Source organism: Streptomyces sp. NPDC047000, assembly GCF_040644295.1.
GTDB lineage: Bacteria > Actinomycetota > Actinomycetes > Streptomycetales > Streptomycetaceae > Streptomyces.
Genome location: NZ_JBEYWE010000001.1, coordinates 11,652 through 37,060, shown reverse-complemented (window position 1 = coordinate 37,060; position 25,409 = coordinate 11,652). Strand labels below are relative to the sequence as shown.

Annotated in this window: 21 protein-coding genes; 9 read left to right on the top strand and 12 right to left on the bottom strand. The window is 74.4% G+C overall.

Annotation, left to right across the window (positions count from 1 at the left end; all coding sequences use genetic code 11):
* Positions 1-8 precede the first annotated feature (8 nt).
* From ABZ862_RS00170 to ABZ862_RS00160, 3 genes are all read right to left on the bottom strand, one after another.
* Positions 9-305, bottom strand: a complete 297-nt coding sequence (locus tag ABZ862_RS00170; protein WP_360949636.1) for an acyl carrier protein — start codon at positions 303-305, stop codon at positions 9-11.
* Complete coding sequence (locus ABZ862_RS00165) at positions 302-1,507, bottom strand: FAD-dependent oxidoreductase (protein ID WP_360949633.1); 1,206 nt, start codon at positions 1,505-1,507, stop codon at positions 302-304. The genes ABZ862_RS00170 and ABZ862_RS00165 overlap by 4 nt, the downstream gene beginning before the upstream one ends.
* 205 nt (positions 1,508-1,712) lie before the next feature.
* On the bottom strand, positions 1,713-2,555 hold the full coding sequence (locus ABZ862_RS00160) for an NAD(P)H-binding protein (RefSeq protein ID WP_360949630.1): 843 nt from the start codon (positions 2,553-2,555) through the stop codon (positions 1,713-1,715).
* 310 nt (positions 2,556-2,865) lie between these two features.
* Here ABZ862_RS00160 and ABZ862_RS00155 point away from each other — a divergent pair, with 310 nt between their 5' ends.
* From ABZ862_RS00155 to ABZ862_RS00145, 3 genes are read left to right on the top strand one after another with little or no spacing between them, the layout of a single operon-like run.
* Positions 2,866-4,416, top strand: a complete 1,551-nt coding sequence (locus ABZ862_RS00155) for an amino acid adenylation domain-containing protein (protein WP_360949627.1) — start codon at positions 2,866-2,868, stop codon at positions 4,414-4,416.
* A 42-nt stretch (positions 4,417-4,458) separates the two neighbouring features.
* Positions 4,459-5,232 carry an SDR family oxidoreductase gene (locus tag ABZ862_RS00150; RefSeq protein WP_360949624.1) on the top strand — a complete coding sequence of 258 codons (774 nt, stop codon included), beginning with the start codon at positions 4,459-4,461 and terminating at the stop codon, positions 5,230-5,232.
* A 54-nt stretch (positions 5,233-5,286) separates the two neighbouring features.
* Entirely contained in the window at positions 5,287-5,826 is a 540-nt protein-coding gene (locus tag ABZ862_RS00145) for a VOC family protein (RefSeq protein WP_360949621.1), read from the top strand.
* 268 nt (positions 5,827-6,094) lie between these two features.
* Here the strand turns inward: ABZ862_RS00145 and ABZ862_RS00140 are convergent, their stop codons facing one another.
* From ABZ862_RS00140 to ABZ862_RS00130, 3 genes are all read right to left on the bottom strand, one after another.
* A complete protein-coding gene (locus ABZ862_RS00140) occupies positions 6,095-7,327 on the bottom strand; it encodes a cytochrome P450 (RefSeq protein ID WP_360951334.1) in 1,233 nt (410 codons plus the stop codon).
* A gap of 66 nt (positions 7,328-7,393) precedes the next feature.
* Complete coding sequence (locus tag ABZ862_RS00135) at positions 7,394-8,821, bottom strand: alpha/beta fold hydrolase (RefSeq protein WP_360949618.1); 1,428 nt, start codon at positions 8,819-8,821, stop codon at positions 7,394-7,396.
* A gap of 21 nt (positions 8,822-8,842) precedes the next feature.
* On the bottom strand, positions 8,843-10,369 hold the full coding sequence (locus tag ABZ862_RS00130; RefSeq protein WP_360949615.1) for an MFS transporter: 1,527 nt from the start codon (positions 10,367-10,369) through the stop codon (positions 8,843-8,845).
* Positions 10,370-10,695: 326 nt separating this feature from the next.
* On the opposite strand from ABZ862_RS00130, the gene ABZ862_RS00125 reads away from it, so the two are divergent.
* Genes ABZ862_RS00125 through ABZ862_RS00115 form a run of 3 tightly spaced genes read left to right on the top strand, consistent with a single transcriptional unit; the run spans position 10,696 to position 12,939 of the window.
* Positions 10,696-11,019, top strand: coding sequence for a 2Fe-2S iron-sulfur cluster-binding protein (locus ABZ862_RS00125; RefSeq protein WP_360949612.1), 324 nt, complete (start codon positions 10,696-10,698; stop codon positions 11,017-11,019).
* On the top strand, positions 11,019-12,371 hold the full coding sequence (locus ABZ862_RS00120; RefSeq protein ID WP_360949609.1) for an FAD-dependent oxidoreductase: 1,353 nt from the start codon (positions 11,019-11,021) through the stop codon (positions 12,369-12,371). The genes ABZ862_RS00125 and ABZ862_RS00120 overlap by 1 nt, the downstream gene beginning before the upstream one ends.
* Complete coding sequence (locus ABZ862_RS00115) at positions 12,364-12,939, top strand: hypothetical protein (RefSeq protein WP_360949606.1); 576 nt, start codon at positions 12,364-12,366, stop codon at positions 12,937-12,939. The genes ABZ862_RS00120 and ABZ862_RS00115 overlap by 8 nt, the downstream gene beginning before the upstream one ends.
* A gap of 375 nt (positions 12,940-13,314) precedes the next feature.
* Here the strand turns inward: ABZ862_RS00115 and ABZ862_RS00110 are convergent, their stop codons facing one another.
* The 3 genes from ABZ862_RS00110 to ABZ862_RS00100 form a co-directional block, all read right to left on the bottom strand.
* Positions 13,315-14,625 carry a cytochrome P450 gene (locus ABZ862_RS00110; protein ID WP_360949603.1) on the bottom strand — a complete coding sequence of 437 codons (1,311 nt, stop codon included), beginning with the start codon at positions 14,623-14,625 and terminating at the stop codon, positions 13,315-13,317.
* 154 nt (positions 14,626-14,779) lie between these two features.
* On the bottom strand, positions 14,780-15,964 hold the full coding sequence (locus tag ABZ862_RS00105) for a hydrolase (RefSeq protein WP_360949600.1): 1,185 nt from the start codon (positions 15,962-15,964) through the stop codon (positions 14,780-14,782).
* Entirely contained in the window at positions 15,961-16,452 is a 492-nt protein-coding gene (locus ABZ862_RS00100; RefSeq protein WP_360949598.1) for an SRPBCC domain-containing protein, read from the bottom strand. The genes ABZ862_RS00105 and ABZ862_RS00100 overlap by 4 nt, the downstream gene beginning before the upstream one ends.
* Positions 16,453-16,655: 203 nt before the next feature.
* Between ABZ862_RS00100 and ABZ862_RS00095 the strand changes: the two genes are divergently transcribed.
* Genes ABZ862_RS00095 through ABZ862_RS00085 form a run of 3 tightly spaced genes read left to right on the top strand, consistent with a single transcriptional unit; the run spans position 16,656 to position 18,959 of the window.
* Positions 16,656-17,441: an SDR family NAD(P)-dependent oxidoreductase gene (locus tag ABZ862_RS00095; RefSeq protein ID WP_360949595.1), complete on the top strand. Its 786-nt coding sequence runs from the start codon at positions 16,656-16,658 to the stop codon at positions 17,439-17,441.
* A 46-nt stretch (positions 17,442-17,487) separates the two neighbouring features.
* On the top strand, positions 17,488-18,036 hold the full coding sequence (locus ABZ862_RS00090; protein WP_360949592.1) for a flavin reductase family protein: 549 nt from the start codon (positions 17,488-17,490) through the stop codon (positions 18,034-18,036).
* On the top strand, positions 18,033-18,959 hold the full coding sequence (locus ABZ862_RS00085; RefSeq protein ID WP_360949589.1) for an MBL fold metallo-hydrolase: 927 nt from the start codon (positions 18,033-18,035) through the stop codon (positions 18,957-18,959). Before ABZ862_RS00090 ends, ABZ862_RS00085 begins: the two co-directional genes overlap by 4 nt.
* 113 nt (positions 18,960-19,072) lie before the next feature.
* Here ABZ862_RS00085 and ABZ862_RS00080 read toward each other — a convergent pair whose 3' ends face one another.
* From ABZ862_RS00080 to ABZ862_RS00070, 3 genes are all read right to left on the bottom strand, one after another.
* Positions 19,073-19,531 (bottom strand): nuclear transport factor 2 family protein, encoded by a 459-nt coding sequence (locus ABZ862_RS00080; protein ID WP_360949586.1) that lies wholly within the window; start codon positions 19,529-19,531, stop codon positions 19,073-19,075.
* Positions 19,532-19,891: 360 nt separating this feature from the next.
* Entirely contained in the window at positions 19,892-21,199 is a 1,308-nt protein-coding gene (locus ABZ862_RS00075; protein ID WP_360949583.1) for a TIGR02679 family protein, read from the bottom strand.
* Complete coding sequence (locus tag ABZ862_RS00070) at positions 21,190-25,407, bottom strand: TIGR02680 family protein (RefSeq protein WP_360949580.1); 4,218 nt, start codon at positions 25,405-25,407, stop codon at positions 21,190-21,192. The genes ABZ862_RS00075 and ABZ862_RS00070 overlap by 10 nt, the downstream gene beginning before the upstream one ends.
* Between the last annotated feature and the right edge of the window lie 2 nt (positions 25,408-25,409).

Sequence of the window (25,409 nt, the reverse complement as noted above, 5' to 3'; positions counted from 1 at the left end):
TCTCTCCTTCAGGCCGCGCGGAGGTAGGCGGCGAGGGTGGCGGGGGTGGGCACCTGGTAGATGCGGCGCACCGGGATCCTGATGCCGAACGCCTCGTGGACGCGCCGGGTCAGCTTGGACGCCAGGAGCGAGTGGCCGCCCAGGTCGAAGAAGCTGTCGTCGGCGTCCACGTCCGGCAGGCCGAGCACCTCGCCGAACAGCAGACGCAGTTCGTTCTCCCACTCGGTCTCGGTCACCGGGGCCTCCGTCGTCTCGTGCGTCTGGGTGGGTGGCTGGTCGTGCGCCGGGAGCCCGGGGGGCGTCATACCGCCGCCTCCGTCTCCAGCCGGCTGTGCAGTTCCTCGTCGTACAGCTCGTCGACGGACATCCCGCCGGCGGCGACCGCGAAGTAGCGCTCCGTCAGGTCCGGCGAGTGCTGGATCATGCGGAGCATCGCGAGCCGGTCGGGGGTGACCTCCAGGCGGCTCACGAACAGGGTGTTGCGGTATCCCTCGAAGAGGTCGTCCTGGAGCTGCTCCCCGTAGTGCCGGAGCCCCTCCTCCAGACGGACCGGGTCGTCGAGCACACCGGAGACCGCGGAGGCCAGCAGGTCCACCTGGAGGAACGCGTCGCTCATACCGCGTGCGGTGATCGAGTCCTTGTGGTGCGCGGCGTCGCCGACCAGGGCCCAGCCGGGGCCGCTCGGGGTGCGGAAGAAGTTCTGCTGGTCGCCGGTGCCGCGCAGCCGCTCGACGCGCTCACCGCCGTCCATGGCACGCCCGTACAGGTCCGGCGCGGTGGTGCGGATGTTCTCCAGGTAGTTCGCCAGCGCGTCGCCGCGCACGCGGTCGAACTCCGCCTGCGGGAAGTACGCGGCGATGAGGGTGGCACCGTCGTTGGTGGGGATGGCGCCGATCCAGCGGCCGGGGCGTTCGTACAGCTCGAACTGTGCCGTGATGCCCTGCCAGTAGGTGAAGTAGATGCAGGACATCAGCGGGTCGTGGACGGTGAACGGGGCGCCCACGGCGCGGGCGACCGACGAGCGCATCCCGTCGGCGCCCACCACCAGGCGGGCCCGTTCCTCGACCGGCCTGCCGTCCCGGGAGCGGCACTTGACGCCCACGACACGGTCCCCGTCGAAGACCAGGCCGGACACCGAGCAGCTCTCGCGGAACTCGACGCCGGCGGCGACCGCGGCGTCGACCAGGATCTTGTCCAGCAGATAGCGGCGCGGCGCGTACGCGGCGGACTGGCCGTCGTGGGGCACGGTGCCGCCGTCCAGCCGGACGTCGTCACCGACCTGGTAGACGGTGCGGTCGAGCGCGGGGCACCCCGTGGCGCGTACGGCGTCCAGGAGGCCCCAGCGGGCGAGCCGCGCGATGCCGGGCTGGTGGATGTAGTGGGTGGACAGGGTGTCGCTGGGGAACCGCGCCCGGTCGACGAGCAGCACCCGATGGCCCGCCCGCGCCAGGAGCAGAGCCGAGGCGGCACCCGCGACGCGAGCCCCCACCACGATGACGTCGTACATTCCGGCCTCCAAGTCACGGACAGAACCCCGCGGTTCGGCGGTGGGCCGGGCGGGGTCCCGCCCGGCCCACCGAGCTCGGGGGCGATCTCAGGGCACCATCGCAGCCTCGTCTCGAGACCCGCTCGACAGCGCGCTGTGCGCCCCGGCGATCCGGGTGGCACCCCGGCGGTCCGGGTCGCGCGCCGCGGGTGCGGACGCGCCCGGTTCAGGTCCGGGCGGTGAACGCGTCCAGGTGCTCGCGGGCCCACTGTTCGAAGGTGCGGGCGGGCCGGCCGGTGAGGGCCGTCACGTCGTGCACCTCGGCGGGCCGGCCGACGGCGGCGGCCCACTGGTCGAGCAGCGAGGCGAGGACCGGGGCGGGCATGAACCGCCCCATCTCGTCGGCGGCCTCGTCCCGGGTCAGTTCGTGCACGGGGACGTCACGCCCCAGCAGACCGCCGATCACGGCCAGTTGCTCGCGGAACGTCATCGACCGCGGCCCCGAGAAGGTGAGGGTGCGGCCGGCGGACGACGCGTCCCCGAGCACGGCGGCGGCGACGTCCGCGATGTCGTCCTCGTGGACGGGCGCCGTGTGCGCGTCGGGATACGGAAGCCGGACGGGCTGCCCGGCGCCGATCGTGTGGCTCCAGCCGAGCGCGTTGCCCGCGAACGCGCCGGGCCGCAGCACGGTGCCGGGCACGCCGGACGCGGCGAGGGCGTCCTCGACGGCGGCGTGGTGCAGGGCCAGCGGGTCGGTCGCGGCGGCCGGGCCGGAGACCGTGGCCGACGACAGCAGGACGACGTGCCGGACGCCCGCGCGCGCGGCGGCCTCGAAGAGGTCCTTCGCCCCGTCGGGTTCGGCGTAGAGGAACACGCTGTCCACACCGTTCAGCGCGGCGTCGAAACCGGCGGGACGGGTGAGGTCGAGTTCGGCGGTCTCCACGCCGTCCGGGACGGTGAGGTCCCCGGGCGTGCGTCCGGAGGCGCGCAGGTCGTGGCCGGCGGCGTGCAGACGGTCCAGGACGCGGCGTCCGACGTTGCCGCGTGCGCCGGTTACAAGGATGGTCACGAAAAGTACTCCCATCGGGTGCGGTGCCGGTCCGGGACGGTGGGGGAGACCCGCGAGCGGCCCTTCGGGGGCCTTCCGCATCTCTTCCTGTCGCTCTCTTCCTGCTCTTCCTGTCGCTCGGGGCCCGGGGCGTGTCTGGGCGCCTGTCCGGCGGATCGCGGGGGACGGGCGCCAAGCGGAGCCGGCAGTTCAGTCAAGCGGGCTCCGCTCGAGCGTGCCTCGACCCGCCCGCGGGGGCGCCGGGATTCCACCGGCAGTCGAGCAGCCGGGCGGACCCTGCCGGACCGGGACCATCGAAAGGAGTCAGCCCATGACATCGGTAGTCGCGGCGTTCCGCCGGCGGGTGGCCGACGCACCCGGCACCGTGGCGGTCTCCGCCGGTGACGACCTGCTCAGCTACGCGGGGCTCGATCGCTGGACCCGTGCGGTGGCCGGCCTGCTCACCGGCGCCGGCACGGTGCCGGGCGACCGGATCGCCGTGTGCCTGGAACGCTCCCCCGGGCTGATCGCGGCGCTGCTCGGCGTGCTCGACGCGGGCGCGGCGTTCGTCCCGGTCGGCCTCACCGACCCGGCGGCACGCGTCGCCGAGGTGTTCGAGGACGCCGGGGTGCGGGCCGTGCTGTGCGAGCCGGACGACGCGGACCGCTTCGCGCCGTACGGGGTGCCGGTGCTGCACGTACCGGCGCGGCCCGGCCCGGACACGGGGCCGGACGGCGTGCCGCAGGCGGGGCCCGGCGCCGCGCCGGAGACCGGAGACGGGTCCGCCGCCCGCGCCGACGGCCTCGCGTACCTCATGTACACCTCGGGGTCCACCGGGCGTCCCAAGGCCGTGATGGTCGAGCACCGCAACATCGTCAATCTCGTCACCGGCCCCAACTACGTCACGCTCGGCCCGGCGGACCGGATCCTCCAGCTGGCGCCGGTCGCCTTCGACGCCGCCACGTTCGAGATCTGGGGCGCCCTGCTCAACGGCGCCCGGCTGGTGCTGGCGCCCGCGCAGCAGGTCCAGGCGGAGGAGCTGGGCGCGCTGCTGCGGGACGAGGGCATCACCGTGCTGTGGCTCACCGCGGCCCTCTTCCACCGGCAGATCGACGTGGACGTCAAGGCGTTCGCGGGGCTGCGCACGGTCCTCGCGGGCGGTGACGTGCTGTCGGTCCCGCACCTCGACGAACTGCGCTCGGCGGTGCCCGGCTGCGGGATCGTCAACGGGTACGGGCCCACCGAGACCACCACCTTCGCCGTGTGCCACCGGATCGGCGTCCACGAGGACCTGGGCCGTTCCGTGCCGATCGGCACCCCCGTCCAGAACGTCGACGTGCGGATCGTCGGGGACGACGGCCGGCCGGTGCCGGACGGCACCGCGGGCGAGCTGTGGATCGGCGGGGCCGGGGTGTCCCGGGGCTACTGGCGGCGCCCGGAGCTCACGGAGCGCGCGTTCGTCACCGCGCCGTGGGACCCCGCGGCCGGCCGCTTCTACCGCAGCGGCGATCTGGCGAGGCGCCGCCCGGACGGTGTCCTGGAGTTCCTGGGACGCAACGACGACCAGTTCAAGCTGCGCGGCTTCCGTATCGAGCCGGGCGAGCTGGAGAGCACCCTCGCCGGTCATCCGCAGGTGCGGGGCGCCGCGGTCGGGCTGCGCGACAGCCACGTCGGGGACCGGCGCCTGGTGGCGTGGCTGGTGCCGGAGGGCGACGGCCTGGACCGGCGGGCACTGCGGGCGTACCTGCGCGAGCGGGTCCCCGAGCACATGATCCCGGCCGCCTTCGTCGCGGTGGACGGGCTGCCGGTCACCGGCAACGGCAAGACCGACCGCAAGGCGCTGCCCACCCCCGACTGGACGTCGAAGTCCATCTACATCTGAGTCCGTGCCGCAAGGGCGGCGGGGAAAGGACGGAAACGGAACATGACCGATCAGCCGTTCACGAACACGTACGTGGTGGTCACCGGTGGTGCCACCGGCATCGGCCTGGCCGCCGCGCTCGACTTCGCCAAGCAGGGCGCCGCACGGGTGATCGTCACCGGCCGGCGCGCCGACCGGCTGGCGGAGGCGGCGGCGCTGCACCCGGCCCTCGTCCCGGTACGGGCCGACGTGAGCACCCAGGAGGGCGCCGACGCCGTCGCCGCGGCGGTCGAGGAGTTCGGCGGCACCCTCGACGTGCTGGTCCACAACGCGGGTGTGCACACCATCGGCGCCGTCGGCGAGATCGACCCGGCCGCCGCCCGCGAACTGTTCGACATCAACGTCCTGGGCGCCGTCGTCCTGACGAACAGGCTGCTGCCCGCGCTGCGTTCGCCGGGCGGCAGCATCGTGTTCGTCACCAGTCCCGCGGGCCACAACCCGACGCCCATGGCGTCGGTGTACGCCGCGAGCAAGGCCGCGGTGAACACGTTCACCCGTTCCTGGGCGCTGGAACTGGCGCCGCGGGGCGTCCGGGTCAACGCGGTCGCCCCGGGCTGGGTGCGCACCGAGGTCTACGAGCGCAGCGGGATGACGCCGCAGCAGGTGGACGAGCTGTTCGCGCAGGCGGCGACCGGGGTGCCGCTGGGGGTGACCGGGGTCCCCGAGGACGTGTCGCAGTGGATCACGCTGCTGGCGGCACCGAGCAGCGCCTGGGTGACGGGCCAGATCCTGACGATGGACGGCGGCGCCGACCTCGTGCGGGCCCGCCAGGTCTGACCCCGGCCCCTTCCTCATCTCCCATCCTCCGTACGGAAGAAAGGACGCACACCGATGCCGCAGACAGCGGACGGGCACGACCGCCCGGCAGCGGGCCCGGTGCTCTCCCCCGAGGCCCTGTTCCACACCGGCCTGGTCGTGGAGGACCTGGACCTGGCGATGAAGACGTTCGGCGCGCTGGCCGGCTACCGCTTCACGACCGTGATGGAGCTGGAGGTGACGGCGCGCACCCCGGACGGGCTCCAGCACGCCTCCCAGCGGTTCGCGCTCTCCCTGGAGGAGCCCCGGCTCGAGCTCGTCGAGGCGGTCCCGGGGACGGTGTGGGTGTCCGACGGCAGCAACGGCGCCCACCACGTGGGGTACTGGGCGGAGAACGAGCGGATCGCGGACATGTCCGCCGAGCTCGTCGCGCAGGGCTTCGCGGTGGAGGCGTCCAACGACGTGGCCGCCGACGGCATCCTCATGTGGGTCTACCACCGGGGTCTGGGCGGTGTCCGGATCGAGCTGCTGAACACCCTCATGAAACCGTCCATGGACGCCTGGATCGCGGGCGCCGACCCCGCGGCGGTGGCCCAGGACGCACCCGGCGCCTGAGCCCGGGGCGGCCCGCACCGACAGGTCCGTGCGACGGCCGTACGGTGAGAGCCCGCGTGACGACGGCCTGTGCGACCCCGAGAGGGTCGCACAGGCCGTCGTCGTGTTCCCTTCCCGGATCACCGGCAGAAGTCCGACTGCGCCCGCGCCCGCCCCCGCCGTGCGCACAGCGCTCCGCCCCGCTGGGGGCACCAGCGGGGCGGAGCGGGCCGACCGCGTCCGTGGGGGGGGCGGACACGGCGGGCTCCCGGGACGCGCTCCGGGCCCCCTACGGCTTGAGCGTCACCGGCAGGGTGCCGAGCGCGTGGTTGATGCCGCCCGGGTGCCAGGGGATCTCGCTCTCGGGGACGGCGAGCGCCAGGTCGGGGAAACGGCGCACCAGGCCGTCGAGGGCGATCTCCAGCTCGATCCGGGTCAGCTGCTTGCCCAGGCACAGGTGCATGCCGTGGCCGAAGGAGAGGTGCGGGTTGTGCTCGCGGGCCAGGTCCATGCGGTCGGGGTCGGTGAACACGCCGCCGTCCCGGTTGGCGGCCGAGATGGCGATGACCACCGCGTCGCCCTTGGCGATCCGCACGCCGCCGAGTTCCAGGTCCTCCACCGCGATGCGCGGGTTGCCGGCGGAGTCCGTGGAGAACAGGTTGACGTGGCGGAGCAGTTCCTCGACGGCCCGGGGGATGCGGGTCCGGTCCTCGGCCAGCCATTTCCACTGGTCGCGGTGGTGCGCGATCAGCGCGAGCACCGAACTGGCGAGCTGGTTGGCGGTGGTGTCGAAGCCCGCGCCGATGAGCGTGAACGCGAACGTCACCAGTTCCTGTTCGCTCAGCCGGTCCCCGCTGTCCCTGGCCTCGACCAGGTCGGACAGCAGGTCCCGGGTGGGGTGCGCGCGCTTCTCGGCGACGACGTCGATCATGTACTCGTTCAGTTTCGCCAGGCCGTTGACGGAGTCGGAGCCCTCGCTCTGGTCGTCGACGGTGACGAAGTCCCGCGCGTGGGCCGCGAACAGCCGCAGCACCTTCATCGGGACGCCCAGCAGCTCACCGATGACGGTGAGCGGCATCGGCACGGTGAACCGCTCGACCAGGTCGACGGTGGCGCCGGCGTCGGCGGCACCGGCCAGGCCGTCGAGGAGGCCGTCGGCGATCCGCCGGATGCCCGGCCGCATCCGCTCGATACGGCGGGCGGTGAACGCCCCCGCGGCGAGCCGCCGCAGCCGGGCGTGCTCGGCACCGTCCATCGAGATGATCATCTCGGGTGTCGAGGTCATCGCCCCGCCGATCCGGGGCGCCCCCGGCTTCACGGTCTCGGCACGGCTCAGCCGGGGGTCCGCGAGGGCCTCCTTCGCCTCCTCGTACGCGGTCACCAGCCAGGCGTCCACGCCGCCCTCCGTGCGTACCCGCACGACCGGCCCGCCGGCCCGCAGCCCGGCGTACTGCGGAGCCGGGCAGCGGTAGGACGAACCGGCGAGGGGGAACGTCAGGGTCTCCTGGACCTCATCGGTCACGTTCAAGACAGCACCTCCACAGGTGACACGGCTGGACAGGGTGGGACACGGTGGTGCGGCGCCGGTTCAGCCGGCGTCGGCGGGGACGTCCGGCCGCGGGGTGCGGCCCGGGCAGGAGGAACGCGCGGGCGGCAGGGTGCCGTCCACCAGGTAGGCGTGGACGACGGCGTCGACGTGGGGGTTGCCGCCCAGCACGAACACCTCGTGCTCCCCCGAGTCCTCGACGGTGAGCAGATGGTGGCCCAGGCGTTCCGCCATGGCCACGCCGCCGTCGTAGTGGTCCATGGGGTCGCCGTCGGCCTGCACGATCAGTCCCACCGGGTAGCCGTCACGGGTGAGCACGGCGGGCTCCTCGGGGGCCTCGAACGTGCGGAAGGCGCCCACCCAGGGCGAGGCCCGCAGCACGCCGTACCCGTACGGGAACCGCTTCCGGAACTCCCGCATGTCCTGGTGGTAGACCTCCGGGTCGGCGGGCCAGGCGTGCTCCAGGGTGATGGCCTCCAGGACGCCGACGCGCAGGTCGCCCTCGCTGTCGGCGGGCCGCCAGGTGCCCTGTTCGGCGAGGAGTTCCCGGCAGGCCGTGACGTCGCCCGCGGCCGCGGCCCGGCGCAGGTCGCCGACCAGGGTGCCCAGCGCCGCCCACCTGCCCCGGTCGGCGGCCCGGTTGCCGACGGCGCCGTCGAACAGGGTGCGCAGCCGCACACCGTCCTCGGGGAGCCGCTCCAGGGCCGCGACCGCCTCCTCGACGGTGCCCAGCACCCGCTCCGGTGAGGTGCCGATGCCGAAGGCACCGTGGCGCTCGGCCGCCCAGGCCGCCCACAGGTCGACGTTGCGCTGCACGGCGTCGCCCTGCTGGAGGAACTGCTCGCGCCAGGTCCAGTCGGGGCCGACGCAGGAGTCGAGGACGAGCCGGTCGAGGGCCGCGGGGAAGAGGCTGCCGTAGACGGCGCCGACGTAGGCGCCGTACGCGTACCCGACGAAGCTGATCCGCTCCTCGCCGAGCACCGCGCGGATCACGTTCATGTCGCGGGCCGTGTTGCGGGTGCTGATGTGCGGGCGCAGCTCGCCGCCGGCGCGGGCGCAGGCCTCCTCGCGCCGCCGCATGTCCTCGGCGATCGCCGGGAAGGCGTCGTCGGGCGGACGGGAGTCGAAGGGGACCCGGGGGACGGTGACCTCGGCGTACAGCCGGGTCGACTCGCCGGTGCCGCGCGGGTCGAACCCGATGAGGTCGTACACCTCCGCGAGGGGGGTGCCGGCGTAGGCCGCGGGCAGGTCCCTGCCGCGTCCCCAGTCGCCGCCGGGGCCGCCGTTGACCGCCAGCAGGATGCCGCGGCGCCGCGCCGGGTCGGTGGCGCGGCGGCGGGTGAGGGCGAGGGTGATCCGCTCGCCCTCCGGTTCGGCGTAGTCGCGGGGGACCTCGATCGTCGCGTGTTCGACGTGGTCCGTACCGGGTGCGGGCGACCAGTTGGGCCGCTGTGTGTGGAACTCGCTCACCACCGCAAACCTCCGTTCTCGTCAGGCCGCCACTTTCTCGGTGCGGCCTTGAGGGGGGCTGGACTGCTTCCGGACCGGGACGAGGAGCGCGGCGGCCAGTCCGGCCAGCGCGAACAGGGCGGCCCCGGTGAGTGCCAGGCCGTAGCCGGAGGCGAGGGCGTCGGTGGTCGGCGTACCGGCCGCGGTCCGCGCGCCGGCGGCGGTCCGCGCGCCGGCGGCGGTCCGCGCGTCGATACGGGACGCGGAGAGCGCGGCCAGGGTCACCAGGCCCACCGCGCTGCCGAGCTGGCGGGTCGTGTTCAGCAGCCCGGAGGCCAGCCCTGCCTGGTGCGGGGCGAGTCCGGCGGTGGCGGCGTTCGTGGTGGCGTTGAGGACGGCGCCCATGCCGAAGCCGAGCAGCAGGCAGGGGGCGAGGACGTCCGTGAGGTAGCCGGCCCCGGTGTCCACCCGGGACAGCAGCAGCAGTCCGGCGGCGGTAAGGGTGAGGCCGCCCAGCAGGATCGGACGCGGGCCGGTGCGCGGTACGAGAGGGGCGATGCCCCAGCCGCCCAGGGCCATGCCGAGCGACAGCGGCAGATAGCTCAGTCCGGTGCGCAGCGGGCTGTAGCCGAGGACCTGCTGGAGGACCAGGGTGAAGAAGTAGAAGGTGCTGAACAGGGCGGCGACCCCGAAGAAGGCCACCAGGTTGGCGGCGGCGACGGACCGGTTGCGGAAGATGCCGAGCGGCACGAGGGGATGGCGGGCGAAGCGGGCCTGGATCAGCAGGAACGCGGCGAGCAGCAGCGCGCCGCCCGCCAGCGGGACCAGCACGCGGGCCGAGCCCCAGCCGTAGGCGTGCGACTGGGAGACCGCGTACACGACGGACATCAGGCCGAGCGTCACGGTCACCGCGCCCGGCAGGTCGAGGCCCCGGGAGGGGCCCGTCCGGCGCGGCCGGGTCTCGGGGACGACCCAGCGCACCCCGGCGAACAGCAGCAGGCCGACGGGCACGTTGACGAGGAAGATCCAGCGCCAGGAGAACCACTCCGTGATCACCCCGCCGGCCAGCACACCGATCGCGCCCGCGGCACCCGAGACCGCGCTCCACCAGCCGAACGCCTTCGCGCGGACGCCCGGTTCGGTGAAGGTCGTGCCCAGCACGGTGAGGGTGGCGGGTGCCATGACGGCGGCGCCGAGCCCTTGGAACGCGCGGGCGAGCACCAGGGCGGCCGGTGCGTCGGCCGCTCCCCCGACGAGGCTGGCGAACGTGAACAGTCCGACTCCGCACAGGAAGACGCGGCGCTGGCCGAAGAGGTCCGCGAGACGGCCGCCGAGCAGCAGGAAACCGCAGACGACCACGGTGTAGGCGTTGTTGACGAACTGGAGGTTGTGCTGGGTGAAGCGCAGGTCGGCGGAGATGACGGGCAGGGCCACGTTCACCACCGACGCGTCCAGCACGTTCATGAACTGGCCGAGGCAGCAGGCGGCGAGTATGAGGCGGAGGTGTGGTCCAGAACCGCCCCTGCGGGGGCGGGCGGTCCTCTCCTCGGTCCGATCGGTGACAGTCATGACGGCACGCTGCGCCGCGCCGATGGACCGGCGGTGGTGACCGGGTCGAGCGCGTCCGGCCGGTCCAGAAACCCTCCACCGCGGCTGAAGGAACGGCCGCCACAGTTCGGTGCCGTACCTCCGCACGGACGGCCGGCGGTCCCCCGGGGGCTGCCGGGCCGCGGCCTTCGGACTGCGGACTTCGGCTTCCGGCGTCGAACTCGGACTTCGGTCAGCGACTTCGGTCACCGACTTCGGACCCCGGCCGAAGGCGTCCCGCCGCGTCGGATCCCTCCTCCGCGACCTGATCCCGACCTGATCCGCACGACAGCCCAGGAGACCTCGCCATGGCCAAGATCACCTACAAGCATCCGAACGGAACCGTCACCGTCGTCGACGTCGAGGCCCCCGACACGGTCATGCGCGGGGCCAAGCTCAACAACGTCGACGGCATCGAGGCCCAGTGCGGCGGGTCCGCCCAGTGCGGCACCTGCCATGTGTACATCGACGGGGCGAACCTCCTGCCGCTGCCGCCGATGCACGAGGTCGAGGACGACGTCCTGTACGGCACGGCGTGCGAGCGCACCGAGTTCAGCCGTCTGAGCTGCCAGCTCCCGGTGTCCGAGGAGATGGACGGTCTGCTGGTCCATCTGCCCGAGGCGCAGAGCTGATGGCGCCGCGCTCGGTGGTGGTCGCCGGCGCGGGCCAGGCCGGTCTGGAGACGGCGGCGGCCCTGCGGGCCCGCGGCTACCCGGGCCGTGTCACGCTCGTCGGCGACGAGCCGCCCGGTCCCGTCCACCGGCCACCGCTGTCGAAGGGCTACCTGACCGGTGCCGTGTCCGCCGAGGACGTCCCGCTGCGGCCGGCGGCGTTCTACTCCGGGCAGGACATCGAACTGCTGACCGGCGACGTGGTGGCCTCCGTCGACCGGGAGCGGCACACGGTCCTGCTGGAGTCGGGCCTGCGGCTGCCGTACGGCGCGCTGGTCCTGGCGACCGGCTGCCGCCCGCGGCCGCTGCCGGTGCCCGGCGCCTCGCTCGCCGGGGTGCGGACGCTGCGCGGGCTGGCCGACGCGGAGGCCCTGCGGCAGCGGCTGCACGGCACGCCGGTGCGGCTCGTCGTGATCGGCGCCGGGTTCATCGGGCTCGAGGTGGCGGCCACCGCGCGGGGTCTGGGCCATGACGTGACCGTGGTGGAGGCGCAGCCGAGGGCCCTGGCCCGCGCGCTCACACCGCTGGTGTCCGACCGGATCGTCGCCGAGCACCGCGCCCACGGCGTGCGTGTCCTGATGGACCGTCAGGTCGCCGCGCTGCACGGCGAGGGCACGGACGAGGGCGAAAGCGCGGGCGCGGGCGGCGGCAGGGTCCGGGCCGTGGAGCTGGCGGACGGCGAGCGGATCGACGCCGACCTCGTGGTGGTCGGCATCGGGGTGCTGCCCGACACCGGGCTCGCGCTGGCCGCGGGCCTGGCCGTCGACGACGGTGTCGTGGTGGACGAGGGGCTGCGCACCGCGGACCCGGGCATCTGGGCGGTCGGCGACTGCGCCGCCTTCCCGAGTGTGCACGCCGGCCGCCGCATCCGTCTCGAATCCGTGCAGAACGCCACCGACCAGGCGCGGTGCGTGGCCGCCGCGATCTGCGGCGAGCCCCGCCCGTACACCGCCGTGCCCCGGTTCTGGACCGACCAGTACGCGATGCGCATCCAGACGGCGGGCCTGACGTCCGGCCACGACGAGACCGTCACCTCGGGGGATCCGGACGGTGACCGGTTCTCCGTCTTCTGCTTCCGCGCCGGCCGGCTGACCGGTGTCGAGTCCGTGAACCGTCCCGCCGACCACGGCATCGCCGCCCGGCTGCTGGCCGCCGGCACGCGGCTGACGCCCGCGGAGGTCCGCGCACCCGGCTTCGACCTCAAGAAACTCCCCCGCACCCCACAGACCCCACCCGCTCCATCCGCCCCACCCACCCCCACTGCATCCCCGTCCGGCTCCGCATCCGAGGAAAGGCTGTCCGTCCATGCCTGAGACCACGTCGACGCCCGAGGGCACGACATCCCCCGTAGCCGCACCGACGCGGCGTCCGCGTCCGCGTCCGACCGCGCTGCGGCTGCTCGGTGCGCTCCTCGCCGTGCTGGCCGTCCTGGCGGGGGTCGGTACCGCGTCGGCCTCACCGGCCCGCGTCCACCACGAGGTCAGGAACAAGCCGCTGGCCGGCGTGTGGGACCTGACGGTGACGGTCCACCTGCCCGACGGCGGCACCTCGGTGACGACGCCCCGGTTCACGTTCGCGCCGGACCACAAGCTGACCGCCGAGGGTCCCCCGGACGACAGCGGCTCGCCGCTCTACGCGGCCACGGGCTACTGGAACCAGCGGAGCGACGGCACGATCGCCTTCTACATCACCCACGGCGGTGCGTCCGAGGGCGGCGCCATCCCCGGCACCGTCCAGGCCGAGCACGTCGGCAAGATCACGGGCACGCACTTCGCCACGGCGGCCTACGCGTTCGTCTTCACCGCGCCGGGGGCCGCGCCCGAGGGGCCCATCGCCGTCGACAGCAAGGCCACCTGGGTCTCCCCGGTACCGGCCTCCTGACCCGGCCTTCGCTCCTTTTCGCCTTCCGTACCGCGCCCGGCTCCTCCTGGAGCCGGGCGCGGCCGTGTCTCCCCCGGGTGCCGGCACAGGCGAGCGGGCGGCGGCGGGCCCGACGGACCTCGACGGACGTCGCCCGACACCGTCGAACGCCCGGCAAGCAGTCCCCCACGCCCTCGAGGCCCCGCGCACCGGCTGCCGCACGACACCCGGCGCCGGTTGCAGTGCTCCGTGGCGGCGTTGCGGTGGCGGCGTGGTGTGCGGCGGCGTTGCGTGCGGCGGCACGGGAAAGGCCCCTGGAACTCCTCCGGGAGGCGGGTTCCAGGGGCCGGCGCCGGGGCCGCAGCCCCTTCCGTGCCGCGCGTGCGCGCCGCGTGGTCAGTTGCCGCGGACCACCGGCAGGCTGGTGAGGGTGTGGTTGATCTCCCCTTCGTGCCAGGGCAGTTCGCTCTCCGGGACGGCGAGCCTGAGGTCCGGGAAGCGCCGTACCAGGCCCTCGATGGCGACCTCCATCTCCATGCGTCCCAGGTGCTTGCCCAGGCAGTAGTGCATGCCGTGGCCGAAGGAGATGTGCGGGTTGCGCTCGCGGGCCAGGTCGAGCCGGTCGGGCTCGTCGAAGACGTCCGCGTCGCGGTTGGCGGAGGCCAGGGAGAGCAGCACCGCGTCCCCCGCGGGTATCGTCACGCCGCCGACCTCGATGTCCTCGGCCGCGATCCGGGGGAACCCGGACGTGTCGGTCGCGAACAGATTGACGTGCCGCAGGAGTTCCTCGACGGCCCGCGGGATGCGGGAGGTGTCCTCGACCAGGTGGCGCCACTGGTCCTGGTGGTCGACCAGCAGCGCCAGCACGGAGTTGGCGAGCTGGTTGGCGGTGGTGTCGAATCCGGCGCCGATCAGGGTGAAGCCGAAGGTGACCAGCTCGGGTTCGCTGAGGCGGTCGTTGTCGTCGCGGGCCGCGATCAGTTCGGAGAGCATGTCGTCGGCGGGCCGGGCACGCTTCTCGGCGATGAGCCCGACGATGTACTCGCTGAGCTTGCCCAGGGCGTGCAGCGACTCCTCGCCGCCCGCCCGGTCGTCGACGGTGGCGAACGCCCGCGCCCACTGCTCGAACTCCCGCAGGTCCTGGGCAGGTACGCCCAGCAGCTCGCCGATGACGGTGAGCGGGAGCGGCACCGCGAGCTGCTGCACGAGGTCCACGACCCCGTCCTTGCTCTCCATGTCGTCGAGCAGTTCGTCGGTGACCCGCTGGACGTTCTCCCGCATCCGCTCGACCCGGCGCATGGTGAACGCGCCGGCCACCAGCTTCCGCAGCCGGGAGTGCTCGGGCGCGTCGAGAGAGATGATCATCTCCGGGGTGGTGTGCATCGTGCCGCCCACCCGCGGCGCCCCCTCGCCGCACGCCCGGGCGCGGCTGAGGCGGGGGTCGGCGGACAGCCGGCGCACGTCCTCGTACCGGGTGACCAGCCAGGCGTCCACGCCGCCCGCGGTGGGCACCTTCACCACCGGCTGCTCGGCGCGCAGCGTGCCGTACGCCGGGGCGGGGCCCCGGTAGCTGGAGCCGCTGAAGGGGAAGACGCCGGCCACCGGGCAGCCGCCGCCCTGCGGCGGCGCCGTGGGGCCGGCTGATTTCTGTGGGGGCGTCTGCGGTGCGGCCGTCTCCTGAAGGGCCGTCTCCTGGGTGACTGTCACGATGGTTCCTCCGCTGGGGACGTTACGGTCGGGCCTCGACGTACGGATGAGGGACACGGGCCGGGTCGCCCCGGCCCGCGACGGGCGGGCGGCGGTGGGCGCCGGACGGCCGAGGGGGCGTCCGCGACGGGACGCCCCCTCGGCCCGCGGGCACTCACCCCTCGGGGCCGAGCAGGACCGCCGAGTAGTTCTTGCGTGCGGCGGTGTCGTACTGGAGCGCGACGTGGCTCGTCGCGGACGTGATGTCCCGCCAGTGCCGCTGGAGGGCGTGCCTCTCGCCGAGCCCGGCGGTGCCGGCGGCGCCGACCAGCAGCGTCACGGCCTCGCGGAGCATCTCGGCGGCGAACGTCGCGTTGCGCTCGTTGCGTGCCATGTGCTCGGCGGTGAACAGCCGCTGGTCGAGGACCTGGGCGTTCTGCTCCACGAGGAGGCGTGCCGCGTCGACGCGTCCGGAGGCGCGGACCACGGTCAGTTCCGCGGTCTGGTTGCGGCGGCGCCCGGTGACCGAGCCCGCGCAGGCGGCCAGTGCCCCGGTCGCGGCACCGGCGACGGGCGCGATGAAGGTGAGTCCGCCGACGGCCTGGAAGGGCACGTTGTGGGAGGACACGGCGGAGGTGCCGTTGCGGCCGGTGAGCATGTCGGCGCGGTCGAAGGTCAGGTGGTCCGGCACGAACACGTCGTCGACGACGACGGTGTGGCTCCCGGTGGCCCGCATCCCGACGCTGTCCCAGCTCTCGCGCACGGTGTACGCGCCGCGCGGCAGGGTGAAGAAGCGCAGCCGCGGCGGCCCCTCGGCACCGGCGACCGCCGCGCACACCATCACCCAGTCGGCGAAGTCGACGGCGCTGACGTACGCCCACTGGCCGGTGACGTGCCAGCCGCCGTTCCCGGGCCGGGCCCGGCCGGCGGGCATCAGGCCGGTCGCGACGACGGTGTCGGGACCGGCGCCCCACAGCTCCTGGTGCCCGGCCTCGGGCAGGTGGGCGGCGAAGCGCGCCGAGTACGCGGCCAGCGAGGCGCACCAGGCGGCGGCGGCACAGCCCTCGCCGACGGCCATGACGGCTCCGGTCAGCTCCGCGAAGGTGCCCTCCGTGCCGCCGAAGCGGGCGGCCACGAAGTGCCGGGCGAACCCGGCGTGCCGGATGCCGTCGACGACGTCGCGGGACAGGCCGCGGGCGGTGTCCGCGTCGGCCGCGTGGGCGGCGGCCACGGTGCGGAGCCGCTCGGCGGCGGCGCCGAGACCGGACACCGGCCCGGCGGCACCGGCAGGTGCGGGCACGGTGACGGCACCGGCAGGTGCGGGCGCGGTGGCGGGCGCGGCGCCGGTGTCGACGCTCATGCCGCCGCCCCGTTCGCGACGGCCCGGGTGAAGCGCTCCAGCGTCTCGCCGGGGCTGGGTCCGTCGAGCGCCTTGAAGATGCGTTCGGCGCCCGGACCGTGGTTGTCCAGCTTGACGTGGGCGAGCGACACCAGGGTGTGCGTGCCGTCCACGGCCTCGAAGTCCACCTCGATCTGGCTGGCGCCCTCGTCGGTCGGCAGGGACTGCCAGTTGGGGTCGATGCGCCAGGTCATGACGAGACGGCGGCCCGGGACCCACTCCAGTACGCGGCCCCAGGCGATCTCCGTGCCCTCGACGTCCCACTCGTAGTAGCGGCCGCCCACGCCCGGTTCGAAGGCGAGGCCGGCCCGTTCCTTGCGCACCAGGACGTGGCTCGGCGGCCACCAGTCGGCCGGCCTCTCGGTGAAGATCCGGAAGCATTCGTCGGGCGTCGTCGCAACGGTCACCGACTTCCTGACATCGGGCAGGGTCTGCGTCTGCTCGGGCACGGGGCCTCCTCGCTCCTGCCGGGTGTCCGCCCGGCCGCGGTCGATTACGCCCAAACTGGCGGCGCGTGCTAGGCCCCCCGTCCAGTGCCGCTCGAACGTGCGCTCTCCAGCCCGGCTCCACCCCGGGGCGAGACCCCCGCAAGGCGGCGGGCCCACCGTCGAGCCGGAGTGGACCGAACCGCACGAGCGATGGGGAGAGCACGATGACAGATGTGCAACGTCGGGTCGCCTTCGTCACCGGGGCGACCAGCGGGATCGGCCTGGCCGTGACCGAGCTGCTGGCCGAGCGCGGTGTCGCGGTGTTCGGGGTGGCCCGGGACGCGGAGAACGTGCGCACCCTGGTGAAGGAGCAGCGCGAGCTGGGCCGTGAGGTGTCCGGGACGGTGTGCGACGTGACGTCCCTGCCGCAGATCCAGGAGGCCGTACGGGCCGCGGTCGCCGCGTACGGGCGCATCGACGTCCTCGTCAACAACGCGGGCCGGGGCGGGGGCGGCGTGACGGCCGAACTGCCCGACGAACTGTGGGACGACGTGATCGAGACCAACCTCAACGGCACCTTCCGTGTCACCCGCGAGGTGCTCTCCACGGGTCTGATGCGCGACGGCTCCTGGGGCCGGATCATCAACATCGCCTCCACGGGCGGCAAGCAGGGCGTCGAACTCGCCGCGCCCTACTCCGCGTCCAAGCACGGCGTGATCGGCTTCACCAAGGCCGTCGGCAAGGAGCTGGCCGCGACCGGCATCACCGTGAACGCCGTCTGCCCCGGTTATGTGGAGACCCCGATGGCCCAGCGGGTCCGGCAGGGGTACGCCGGCCACTACGGGGTGAGCGAGCAGGAGATCCAGGACCGCTTCAACGCGAAGATCCCGCTGGGCCGTTACTCGACGCCCGAGGAGGTCGCCGGACTCGTCGGCTACCTCGTGTCGGACACGGCCGCCTCCATCACCGCGCAGGCGCTGAACGTGTGCGGCGGGCTCGGCAACTACTGACGAGTGGACGAGTGGACGAGTGGACGAGCAGAAACGGAGTACCGACATGACCCCCGCTGTGACCGCCGGCACGCTGCTGGCCGAACCGGACGTGGCCGCCTTCCGCACCGCGATGGGCCGGTTCCCGACCGGCGTCACCCTGCTCACCCAGGGCAGTGGTGACGAGACGATCGTGATGACGCTCAACAGCCTGACCTCCGTCTCCCTCGACCCGATGCTGATCCTGGTGTCGGTCAAGGCGGACGGCCGGATGCGCCCGCGCATCTCGCGCTCGGGCAGCTTCGCCGTGAACGTGCTCGGCCACGCGCAGCGCGACCTGGCGCAGGAGTTCTGCCGTCCCGACCGGCCGGAGGGGCGCGCCGCGATGCGGCGGCTGTCCGCCGTGGAGGGGGTCACCGGCAACGCCGTGCTGCCCGCCGCGGAGACGTACGTCGAGTGCGTCCTGCACGCCGAGTACGAGGCCGGCGACCATACGCTGCTGATCGGCGCGGTCGTCGCGCTGTCCGGCGGCACGGCCTCGCCGGATCCGCTGCTGTTCCACCAGGGACGGTTCGGCGGCCTGCCGTCCGGCGCGCCGCAGGAGGCCGCCGCGTGACGGCGCCGACCGCCCCGGCGGCGCACGGCTCTCTGACCCGGGTCGCCGACGACGTGTACGCGTTCGTCCAGCCGGAGGGCGGCTGGTGCCTGAACAACGCGGGCCTCGTCGTCGGCGGGGACCGCGCGGTCCTGGTCGACACCGCGGCGACCGAGTCCCGTACCCGGCGGCTGCGTGAGGAGGTGGAGCGCGTGGTGCCCGGCGGCCCGGACTTCGTCGTCAACACCCACTTCCACGGCGACCACACCTTCGGCAACGGCCAGTTCGTCCCGCGCGCCGTGGTCGTCGCGCACGAGGGGACACGGTCCGACGTGTGCGAGGCCGGTCTCGGGCTGCGCGGTCTGTGGCCCGGCGTGGAGTGGGGCGAGACCCCTCTCACCCCGCCGTCGCTCACCTTCCGCGACCGGCTCACCCTGCACGGGGCCGGCGGGCCGCGCACGGAGCTGTTCGACGTGGGCCCGGCCCACACCCCGAACGACGTCGTCGCGTGGGTCCCGGAGCGCGGGGTGCTGTTCACCGGGGACGTCGTGTGGTCGGGGGTGACCCCGTACCTCCTGATGGGCTCGGTCACCGGGTCGCTGGAGGCGCTGGCACGGATGCGCGCACTCGGCGCCTCGGTGATCGTCCCGGGGCACGGACAGGTCGGCGGCCCGGAACTCCTGGACGCGACGGAGGCGTACGTACGGCGGATCCGGGAGATCGCGCGTGACGGCCTGCGGCGCGGCGCGAGTGTGCTGACGGCCGCCCGCGAGGCGGACCTCGGGGCGTTCGCCGGTCTGCTGGACTCCGAACGCCTCGTCGGGAACCTGCACCGCGCGTACGCCGAGCTGGAGGGGCTGGCGCCGGGCGAACGGCTGGACGTCGCGGCGTCCTTCCGGGAGATGGCCGCCTTCCACGGTGGCCTGCCCGCCTGCCACGCCTGACCGCACCGTGCGCCGCGTGACACGACCGCCGGTACGGGAAGAGGAGAGGGGCCCTTCGCCGAAGGGCCCCTCTCCTCTTCCCGTTCTTCCCGTGTGCCGCCCGGCGCGGTCCGTCAGGAGGCCGCGGGGGCGGACGGGCTGTCCCGGCGGATCACCCGGGACCGGGTCAGCAGTCCGCCGTCGCGGCGGACGAGCACGTCGTCCACGGTGAACGTCGGCTGGAAGGAGACCTTCCCCTCCCGGTCGGTCTGCGTGACCAGCGTGTAGTACGAGACGCGCACGGTGTCCTCGTCGGCCGGGTCGGCCTCGATGAGGAGGTGGCCGAACCAGTGCCGGGTCGCGATGTCCTTGTACCGGGGCAGCGCCGCCCGCATGCCGGCGATCATCTCCGCCCGGCCGCTCTGCCGCTGGCCGCCCGCGTGCACGACCTCGCCGTCCTCGGTGAACGTCGCGGCGAAGCCCTCGATGTCCAGGCTGTCGACCCGCCGCATCTGCCGCGCGTAGAAGGTCTGTACCTCGGCGTACAGGTCACCCGTGACCTGTGGACTGAGGGTTCCGACCGGCTGAGACATGGTGAACTCCCTTCGCTGCGGCGCCCCTCACGGCCGCCCGCCACTCACCACCACCCTGCCGGTCCCGGCTTCAGCACCACTGGAGCACCACTCGGCCCACCCACCCGCAGGACCGCCCACCACCGTGAACGGCAGCACGAGCCGGGAGGGGTGTGCGGCATCACGGTAGATTCGGTGCGTGACGGGCAGGCCCACCAGCCGTACCGTGCAGAGGTTGCGCGGGCGACCGCCCCTGCCCAAGTCCGGAGAGGCAGTTTCTCCTCCGCCATGCGTGAGCCCGGGGATCGCGTCTGGGCTCGTCCTGGGTGCGCGTGACCGGTACCGCCTGGTCCTGCGCTCGCCGCGCTTCCGGGCCGTATCTCATCGGGATGCCGCTCCGAGGTCCGTGAGCAGGTCGTCCAGTACCGTCTCCTCCTCGACGCGGACGCCGCACTCGGTGAGGGCGACGGCCAGGGCCGGGTCCCAGGGGGTCGCGGCGGGTGCGCCCGTCAGGGCCGGGGCCTCGGCTGCCGCGGTCACCGCTGCCCGGTAGTCGGCGGCCGTGAAGCGCCAGGGCTTCCACGGGACACTGCGTGCCAGTGCCGCGGCGATGCGCACACCGCCCCAGTCGAAGTCGCCGTGGTGGAGGAGGACGGCTCCGGCCCCGGACAGGTCGCGCAGCAGGGTGAGCGCGGCGGCGGACGGCTGTCCCTGGAGGCACACCAGGGGCGGGCACGCCGCACCGAAGGTGTCGGCGGCGGCGGACAGGACGGCCGGGTTCTCACAGAGGTGGACGGTTCCCGTCGCCGAGGCGATGGTGACCGGTGCGCGGCGGGTGAGGGAGCGGAGCGTCAGCACCGTCGGTTCCCCCGCGTCGGCCGCCCAGTCGAGGGCCGGGGTGCCGCGCAGGTTGAGGGTGAGGACGGTCGAGGACAGGTCGTCCTTGAGCAGCCCCGCCGAGGCCCACGCCTCCCGCCGCCACTGCGCACCGGAGCCGTCGGGGAAGCCGGTGAGGGCACGGATGCCGGACAGGACGAGGGTGGCCAGTGGCGTCCCCTCGTCCAGGGCATGGGCGCCCGAGAGGTTCCGTGCCGCGAACGTCGCCCGGGAGGTCGGGGGTGAGGCGGGCAGGGCGCGCAGCGCGCGTACGGCGGCCTCCACCAGGGGGACCGCGGCCTCCGGTGTGCGGGCGAGGCGCCGTACGAGACCGTCGCCCCGGATCCGCTCGGCCCAGCGGGCCAGCTCCGTGTCGGGGCTGCCGAGGCTGTCGAACGGGGCGTACGCCTCCGCCCAGGCCCGTTCCTCCGCGCCACGTGTCTCGGCGTGGAGGGTGACCGGCCCGGTGAGGGCCTCGACGGCCGCCGCCAGTCCGCCGGGGCTGACACCGGAGCGGCGCAGGATCTCGTCCACGGTGGCGAGGCGGATGCCGAGGGAGCCGCCGGAGCGTGGTGCGCGGCCCAGCAGGCGTTCGGCGGCGCGCCGTTGGGGTTCATCGGGGTCGGACAGGGTGACGGAGCCGGTGAGCGGCCGGCCGCGTGCCATGCGCCGGCGGACGCGGTCCACGAACCAGGCGAGGCCGGGATCACCGAGCAGACGACCGAGGCGCTCGGCGTCGACGCCGGTGCCAGCTGCTGCCGGTGGCGCGTCCGCGGGGGCGTCCTCCGGTGTCGCCGGACGGTTCACGTCCACAGGGCCCCCTGGGCGTCGCCGCCGAGGGCACCGGCGGTCCGGCCCGGCTCACCGGCAGGGCTCACCGGGCCTCCGGGCCCCTCTCCGTAGCCACCGGCACCGGCACCGGTGACGGCAGCCGCCCCCGGCTCCACCCCGCGGCGCCGTTCACCGCCGTCCCATTCCCACCGCGTCACCAGCACGGCGTCGATCTCGTCGACGCGGGAGAGCTGGGCGATGGCGATGCCCGGCACCTGGGGGTAGCAGGCCCATTCACGTTCGCTGGTCATGACGACATCGAGGTCGAACGCGCGCAGCAGACCGAGGCACTTGGCGCGCGAGTCGTCGTCGACGCCGGCGAACGCCTCGTCCAGGGTGACCAGTCGCGGGGCGTGCGCGCCGCCCGCGCTCGCGTAGTGCGAGGACGCGGCGGCGAACAGGGGCACGGACGCGGCCAGGACCCGCTCCCCGCCCGAGGCGGGGCCGGTGGCGGGCACCCACTTGCCGTGCTGGTGGCGTTCGACGCCGAACTCGTGCCAGGACCGGTAGTCGAGGGCGGCGGTGAGGTCCTCCAGCCAGCTGCCGGCGCTGTCGTCGGCCTGCCGGCGGGCGATCTGCTCCTGCAGGAACGCGCCGACGGCGGCCCGGTCCTCGATCGACCAGGCGTCGGCGGACTGGCGCAGCCGTTCCTGGGCCCGGTCCAGTCCCTGCGGGGCCCGGCGGGACGCCCGCCACACCAGCCGCAGCTTCATCCCCGTGGAGGTCGGGCGTTCCTCCAGCTCCCTGTTCATGGCGGCCACCTGCCGTTCGGCCGCCCCGATCAGTTCCTGGAGCGTCCCGGCGACCTCGGTGATCAGATGGGTCTGGAGGATCTCGCGCTCGCGTGCGGACAGGATGCGGGTGAGTTCCGCGACCTCGACGGCGAGTGCCTCGGCGAGTTCGGGCACGGCCCGTTCCCGGCCCTGGTAGACGATGTCGACGCGCATGCCGTCCTCGCTCGGACGGGCGGTGGCGGTGTGGCCGTGCCGCGACAGCGCGTCCTGGAGCCTGCCGAACTCCTCGCTCAGCCGCTTCTGTACGCGTTCCCAGGCGGCGTCGGTGTCGTCGACCGAGGAGAGCCGGGACTCCACGGCGCGTGCGAGGGCGACGGCGGGGGTCGCCGCCCAGGTTCCCGCGCCGTCGTCCGGTACGGCGAGGTCGGGCAGCGCGACGGCGAGCAGTCCGGTCGCGGCGAACCGCTGGAGCGCCGCGACGGCCTCCTCCCGTGCGGCGGTCGCCTCGGTGACGTCCTCGGTGAGCCGCTCGATACGTCCCTCGGCGCGGCTGGCCCGCCGGTCGGCGTCCCCGAACTCCTCCCGGGCCCGCTGCTGTTCGTGCTCGCAGACGCGGGCCGCCTCGGCGGTCCGGGCCAGTTGCCGCTGGAGTTCGGCGACGGCCGCCCCGACGGTGGAGCGGAGCGTCGTGAGGTGTTCGTCCGCCGCGGCGGCAGCCCGGGCGGCCTCCGTCGCGCGCTCCGCGAGTGCGGACACGAGGCGTTCGGCCCGGTGGGTCTCCTCCCCTTCGGCCAGCACCGCGCGCTCGGCTTCGCCGCGTTCGCGCAGCGCGGGCCACAGACCCGCAAGGAGGACGGTGCGGTCGGCGAGCGCCTGGCGCACCGCACCCAGTGCCGTGGGGTCGGTGGGAAGGTTCAAAGCGGCGGCGGTCTCGGTGAGTTCGGCCGCCGCCCGCTCGGCCCGGTGCGCCTGCGAAGCCAGTTCGGCGGCGCGTTCGCCCTGCCGGGCGCGGGTGCGGCGGACCGCTTCGGCCGCGGCGGTGACGCGTGCGTGGGCGCGCCGCAGGCCGTCGTCACCGGGCAGTGCGGCGAGTTCGGCGTCGAGTACGGCACGGCGCCCGGCCACGGCACGGGACTCCTGGGCCAGTTGTTCCCGTTCGGCCGCCAAGGTGCCGATCTCGGCGTGCAGTTCCGCGATGCGGATGCGACGCGCCTGTTCCCGCGCGCCTTCTCCCACGTACTGGGCGGCGTCCTTGGCCCAGCTCCCGGTGAGGGCTCCGACGCGGAAGCGCCCGTCCGCGCCGACCCAGGTGTCGTGGCCGCCGGTGTCCCAGGCGGTCTCCGCGGGCCCGTCGCCGTCGCCCGCGGCCGCCAGCCCGATCGAGGCGAGCAGACGCGCGACCGTCTCCTCCCCCACGGCGGCGGCCCCCGCGTCCGCGGGATCGACCGCCGGGCGCAGTGCGCGGTCGAGGCCCGTCCCGCCGAGCAGCCCGACCGGGTCGAGCAGCACGTCGTGGCCGTCCGCCGCGGTCGCGGAGCCGTCCGGGCGCACCCACGCGTCGAGGAGCCCCGACGCCTCCAGCGCGGCTTCCAGCCCCGCGCGACCGGCCGGGGTGACGTGCGGGCGGAAGTCGACGAGCTTCCACAGCGGGGCGCCGGGGCCCCGGTCCCGTACCCCGGGGGTGCGGGTGGGGGGAGCCGCCGGGCCGCGCTCGCCGCCCGTTTCGAGGGCGGTCAGTTCCTCCGCCGCCAGCCGCTGCCGCTCCTCCGCCGCCGTCTCGCGGTGGGCCAGTGCGGCCGCCCGGTCGGCCAGCCGGGAGGCGGCGCCGCGGTGCGCCTCGGTGGCGGCCGTACGGGCCGGGAGCGGACCGTCCAGCGAGCCCGCCCAGAGCTGCACCGCGTCCAGGACTCCCGGCAGGCCCGGCACCCGCAGTTCCGCGCACCCGGACAGGTGCTCCCGCACGGCTGAGACCAGGGCCCGCCCCGCCCCGGCCACGTCCTCCTCCGCCTCGGCCAGCCGCTCCTGGCCGTGCACGACCTCCTCGTCGGCCTCGTCGGCGCGCTGCCGGGCGTTCCGGTGCCGCTCCGCGGCCCGCTCGGCCTGTGTGACGAGTTCCGCCACATGGTCGACGGCGCGCCGCCTGCTCGCGGTCGCCTCGTCCGCCTCCTTCCGCAGGACCGCTTCGGGGGCTCCCTCGGTCCTGGGGACATCGAGCCGGGTGGCCGCCGCGTTCCCGGCCACCTCGTCCCGGATGCCGTCCAGCGTCTTCCGGGCGGCCGTGAGGCGGTTGTCCGCGGTGGCGAGCCGGCCCAGGGCCCGGGTGTGCGCCTCGGCCGCCGTACGCCGGTCCGCCTCGGCCCGCTCCAGCTCTCCGGCGGTGCGGGTGGCGTCCAGCGCGGCCTGGTCGAGCGCGCGGGCGTCGCGCATCTCGGGCCGGGCCCGCAGGGTGGCGTCCTGGGCGGCCAGCCGCGCGGCCCGCTCGTCGAGGGCGTCGCCCTTCGCCCGGGCCTCCTCGCGGTCGGCCGAGGCCCGGTCCCGGTCCGTCTGCGCCTTGGCGAGTTCCCGTTGCAGGTTCTCGTACCGGGCGTGTTCGCGGCGGGGCAGGCGGGCGCGGCGCCGGGAGGCGAGGCGCGCGTAGCGGCGGTAGTGGTCGAGGAACGCCGAGGACGCCTGCTCGGCCTCGCGCGCCGCCCGCAGTTCCTCCTTCTCCTCGTCCAGCGACCGGAACGCCTCCGCAGCGTCGGCGACGACCGCCTGGTCCATCGGCGGCAGTGCCTCGGTCAGCGCCCGGGACAGGGCGGCCTCGCTGGGCCGCTTGGACAGCTGGGGCTGGCGGAGCTGGATCAGGAGGTCGACGAGGGCGCCGTAGCGCTGCTCGCCGAGCCCGAAGAGGGTTTCGTCCACCGCGCGGCGGTAGGCCTTCGCCGTGTCGTACACCATGCCGTGGACGCCGACGGCCTCCGCGAGCCGGTCGCGGGACAGGGCCGTCCCGGTCGCGTCCAGCAGGTCGAGGCCGGCGCCGATGCGCCGGTCGGTGACCGCGAACCAGTGGCGGGCGATGCCGCGTCCGGCGACCGCCTTCAGTCCGCACAGCAGGGTGCGGAAGTGCGCCTCGCCCGTGGTCGCGTCGAGCCGGCCGAACTCGACCCAGGTGTAGCCGAGCCGCTCGGGATGCGGGTGCGCGCCGCCCAGGAGCAGGTTCCACTCCATGCGTTTGCCCGGGTCGCCGTCGGGTTCGACGCGGCGGGCGGAGAGGTCGCCGTCGAGGAGGAACGGGAGGGTGAGGGCGAGCACCTTGGACTTGCCGGTGCCGTTGTTGCCGCGCAGCAGCAGGCGGCCGTCGCGGAACCAGAACTCCTCGGTGTCGTAGTGGAAGAGGTCGACGAGCCCGATACGCAGGGGACGCCACCGGCCGGGGGCGGGAGCGGGGAGCGCGGGGCCGGGAGGCGCGGTCACGG

What these genes read in the sequence shown, in the direction of transcription:
- ABZ862_RS00170 (WP_360949636.1), bottom strand. Translation starts at nt 305, where the DNA reads ATGACGCCCCCCGGGCTCCCGGCGCACGACCAGCCACCCACCCAGACG.
- ABZ862_RS00165 (WP_360949633.1), bottom strand. Translation starts at nt 1,507, where the DNA reads ATGTACGACGTCATCGTGGTGGGGGCTCGCGTCGCGGGTGCCGCCTCG.
- ABZ862_RS00155 (WP_360949627.1), top strand. Translation starts at nt 2,866, where the DNA reads ATGACATCGGTAGTCGCGGCGTTCCGCCGGCGGGTGGCCGACGCACCC.
- ABZ862_RS00150 (WP_360949624.1), top strand. Translation starts at nt 4,459, where the DNA reads ATGACCGATCAGCCGTTCACGAACACGTACGTGGTGGTCACCGGTGGT.
- ABZ862_RS00145 (WP_360949621.1), top strand. Translation starts at nt 5,287, where the DNA reads ATGCCGCAGACAGCGGACGGGCACGACCGCCCGGCAGCGGGCCCGGTG.
- ABZ862_RS00130 (WP_360949615.1), bottom strand. Translation starts at nt 10,369, where the DNA reads ATGACTGTCACCGATCGGACCGAGGAGAGGACCGCCCGCCCCCGCAGG.
- ABZ862_RS00125 (WP_360949612.1), top strand. Translation starts at nt 10,696, where the DNA reads ATGGCCAAGATCACCTACAAGCATCCGAACGGAACCGTCACCGTCGTC.
- ABZ862_RS00120 (WP_360949609.1), top strand. Translation starts at nt 11,019, where the DNA reads ATGGCGCCGCGCTCGGTGGTGGTCGCCGGCGCGGGCCAGGCCGGTCTG.
- ABZ862_RS00115 (WP_360949606.1), top strand. Translation starts at nt 12,364, where the DNA reads ATGCCTGAGACCACGTCGACGCCCGAGGGCACGACATCCCCCGTAGCC.
- ABZ862_RS00105 (WP_360949600.1), bottom strand. Translation starts at nt 15,964, where the DNA reads ATGAGCGTCGACACCGGCGCCGCGCCCGCCACCGCGCCCGCACCTGCC.
- ABZ862_RS00095 (WP_360949595.1), top strand. Translation starts at nt 16,656, where the DNA reads ATGACAGATGTGCAACGTCGGGTCGCCTTCGTCACCGGGGCGACCAGC.
- ABZ862_RS00090 (WP_360949592.1), top strand. Translation starts at nt 17,488, where the DNA reads ATGACCCCCGCTGTGACCGCCGGCACGCTGCTGGCCGAACCGGACGTG.
- ABZ862_RS00080 (WP_360949586.1), bottom strand. Translation starts at nt 19,531, where the DNA reads ATGTCTCAGCCGGTCGGAACCCTCAGTCCACAGGTCACGGGTGACCTG.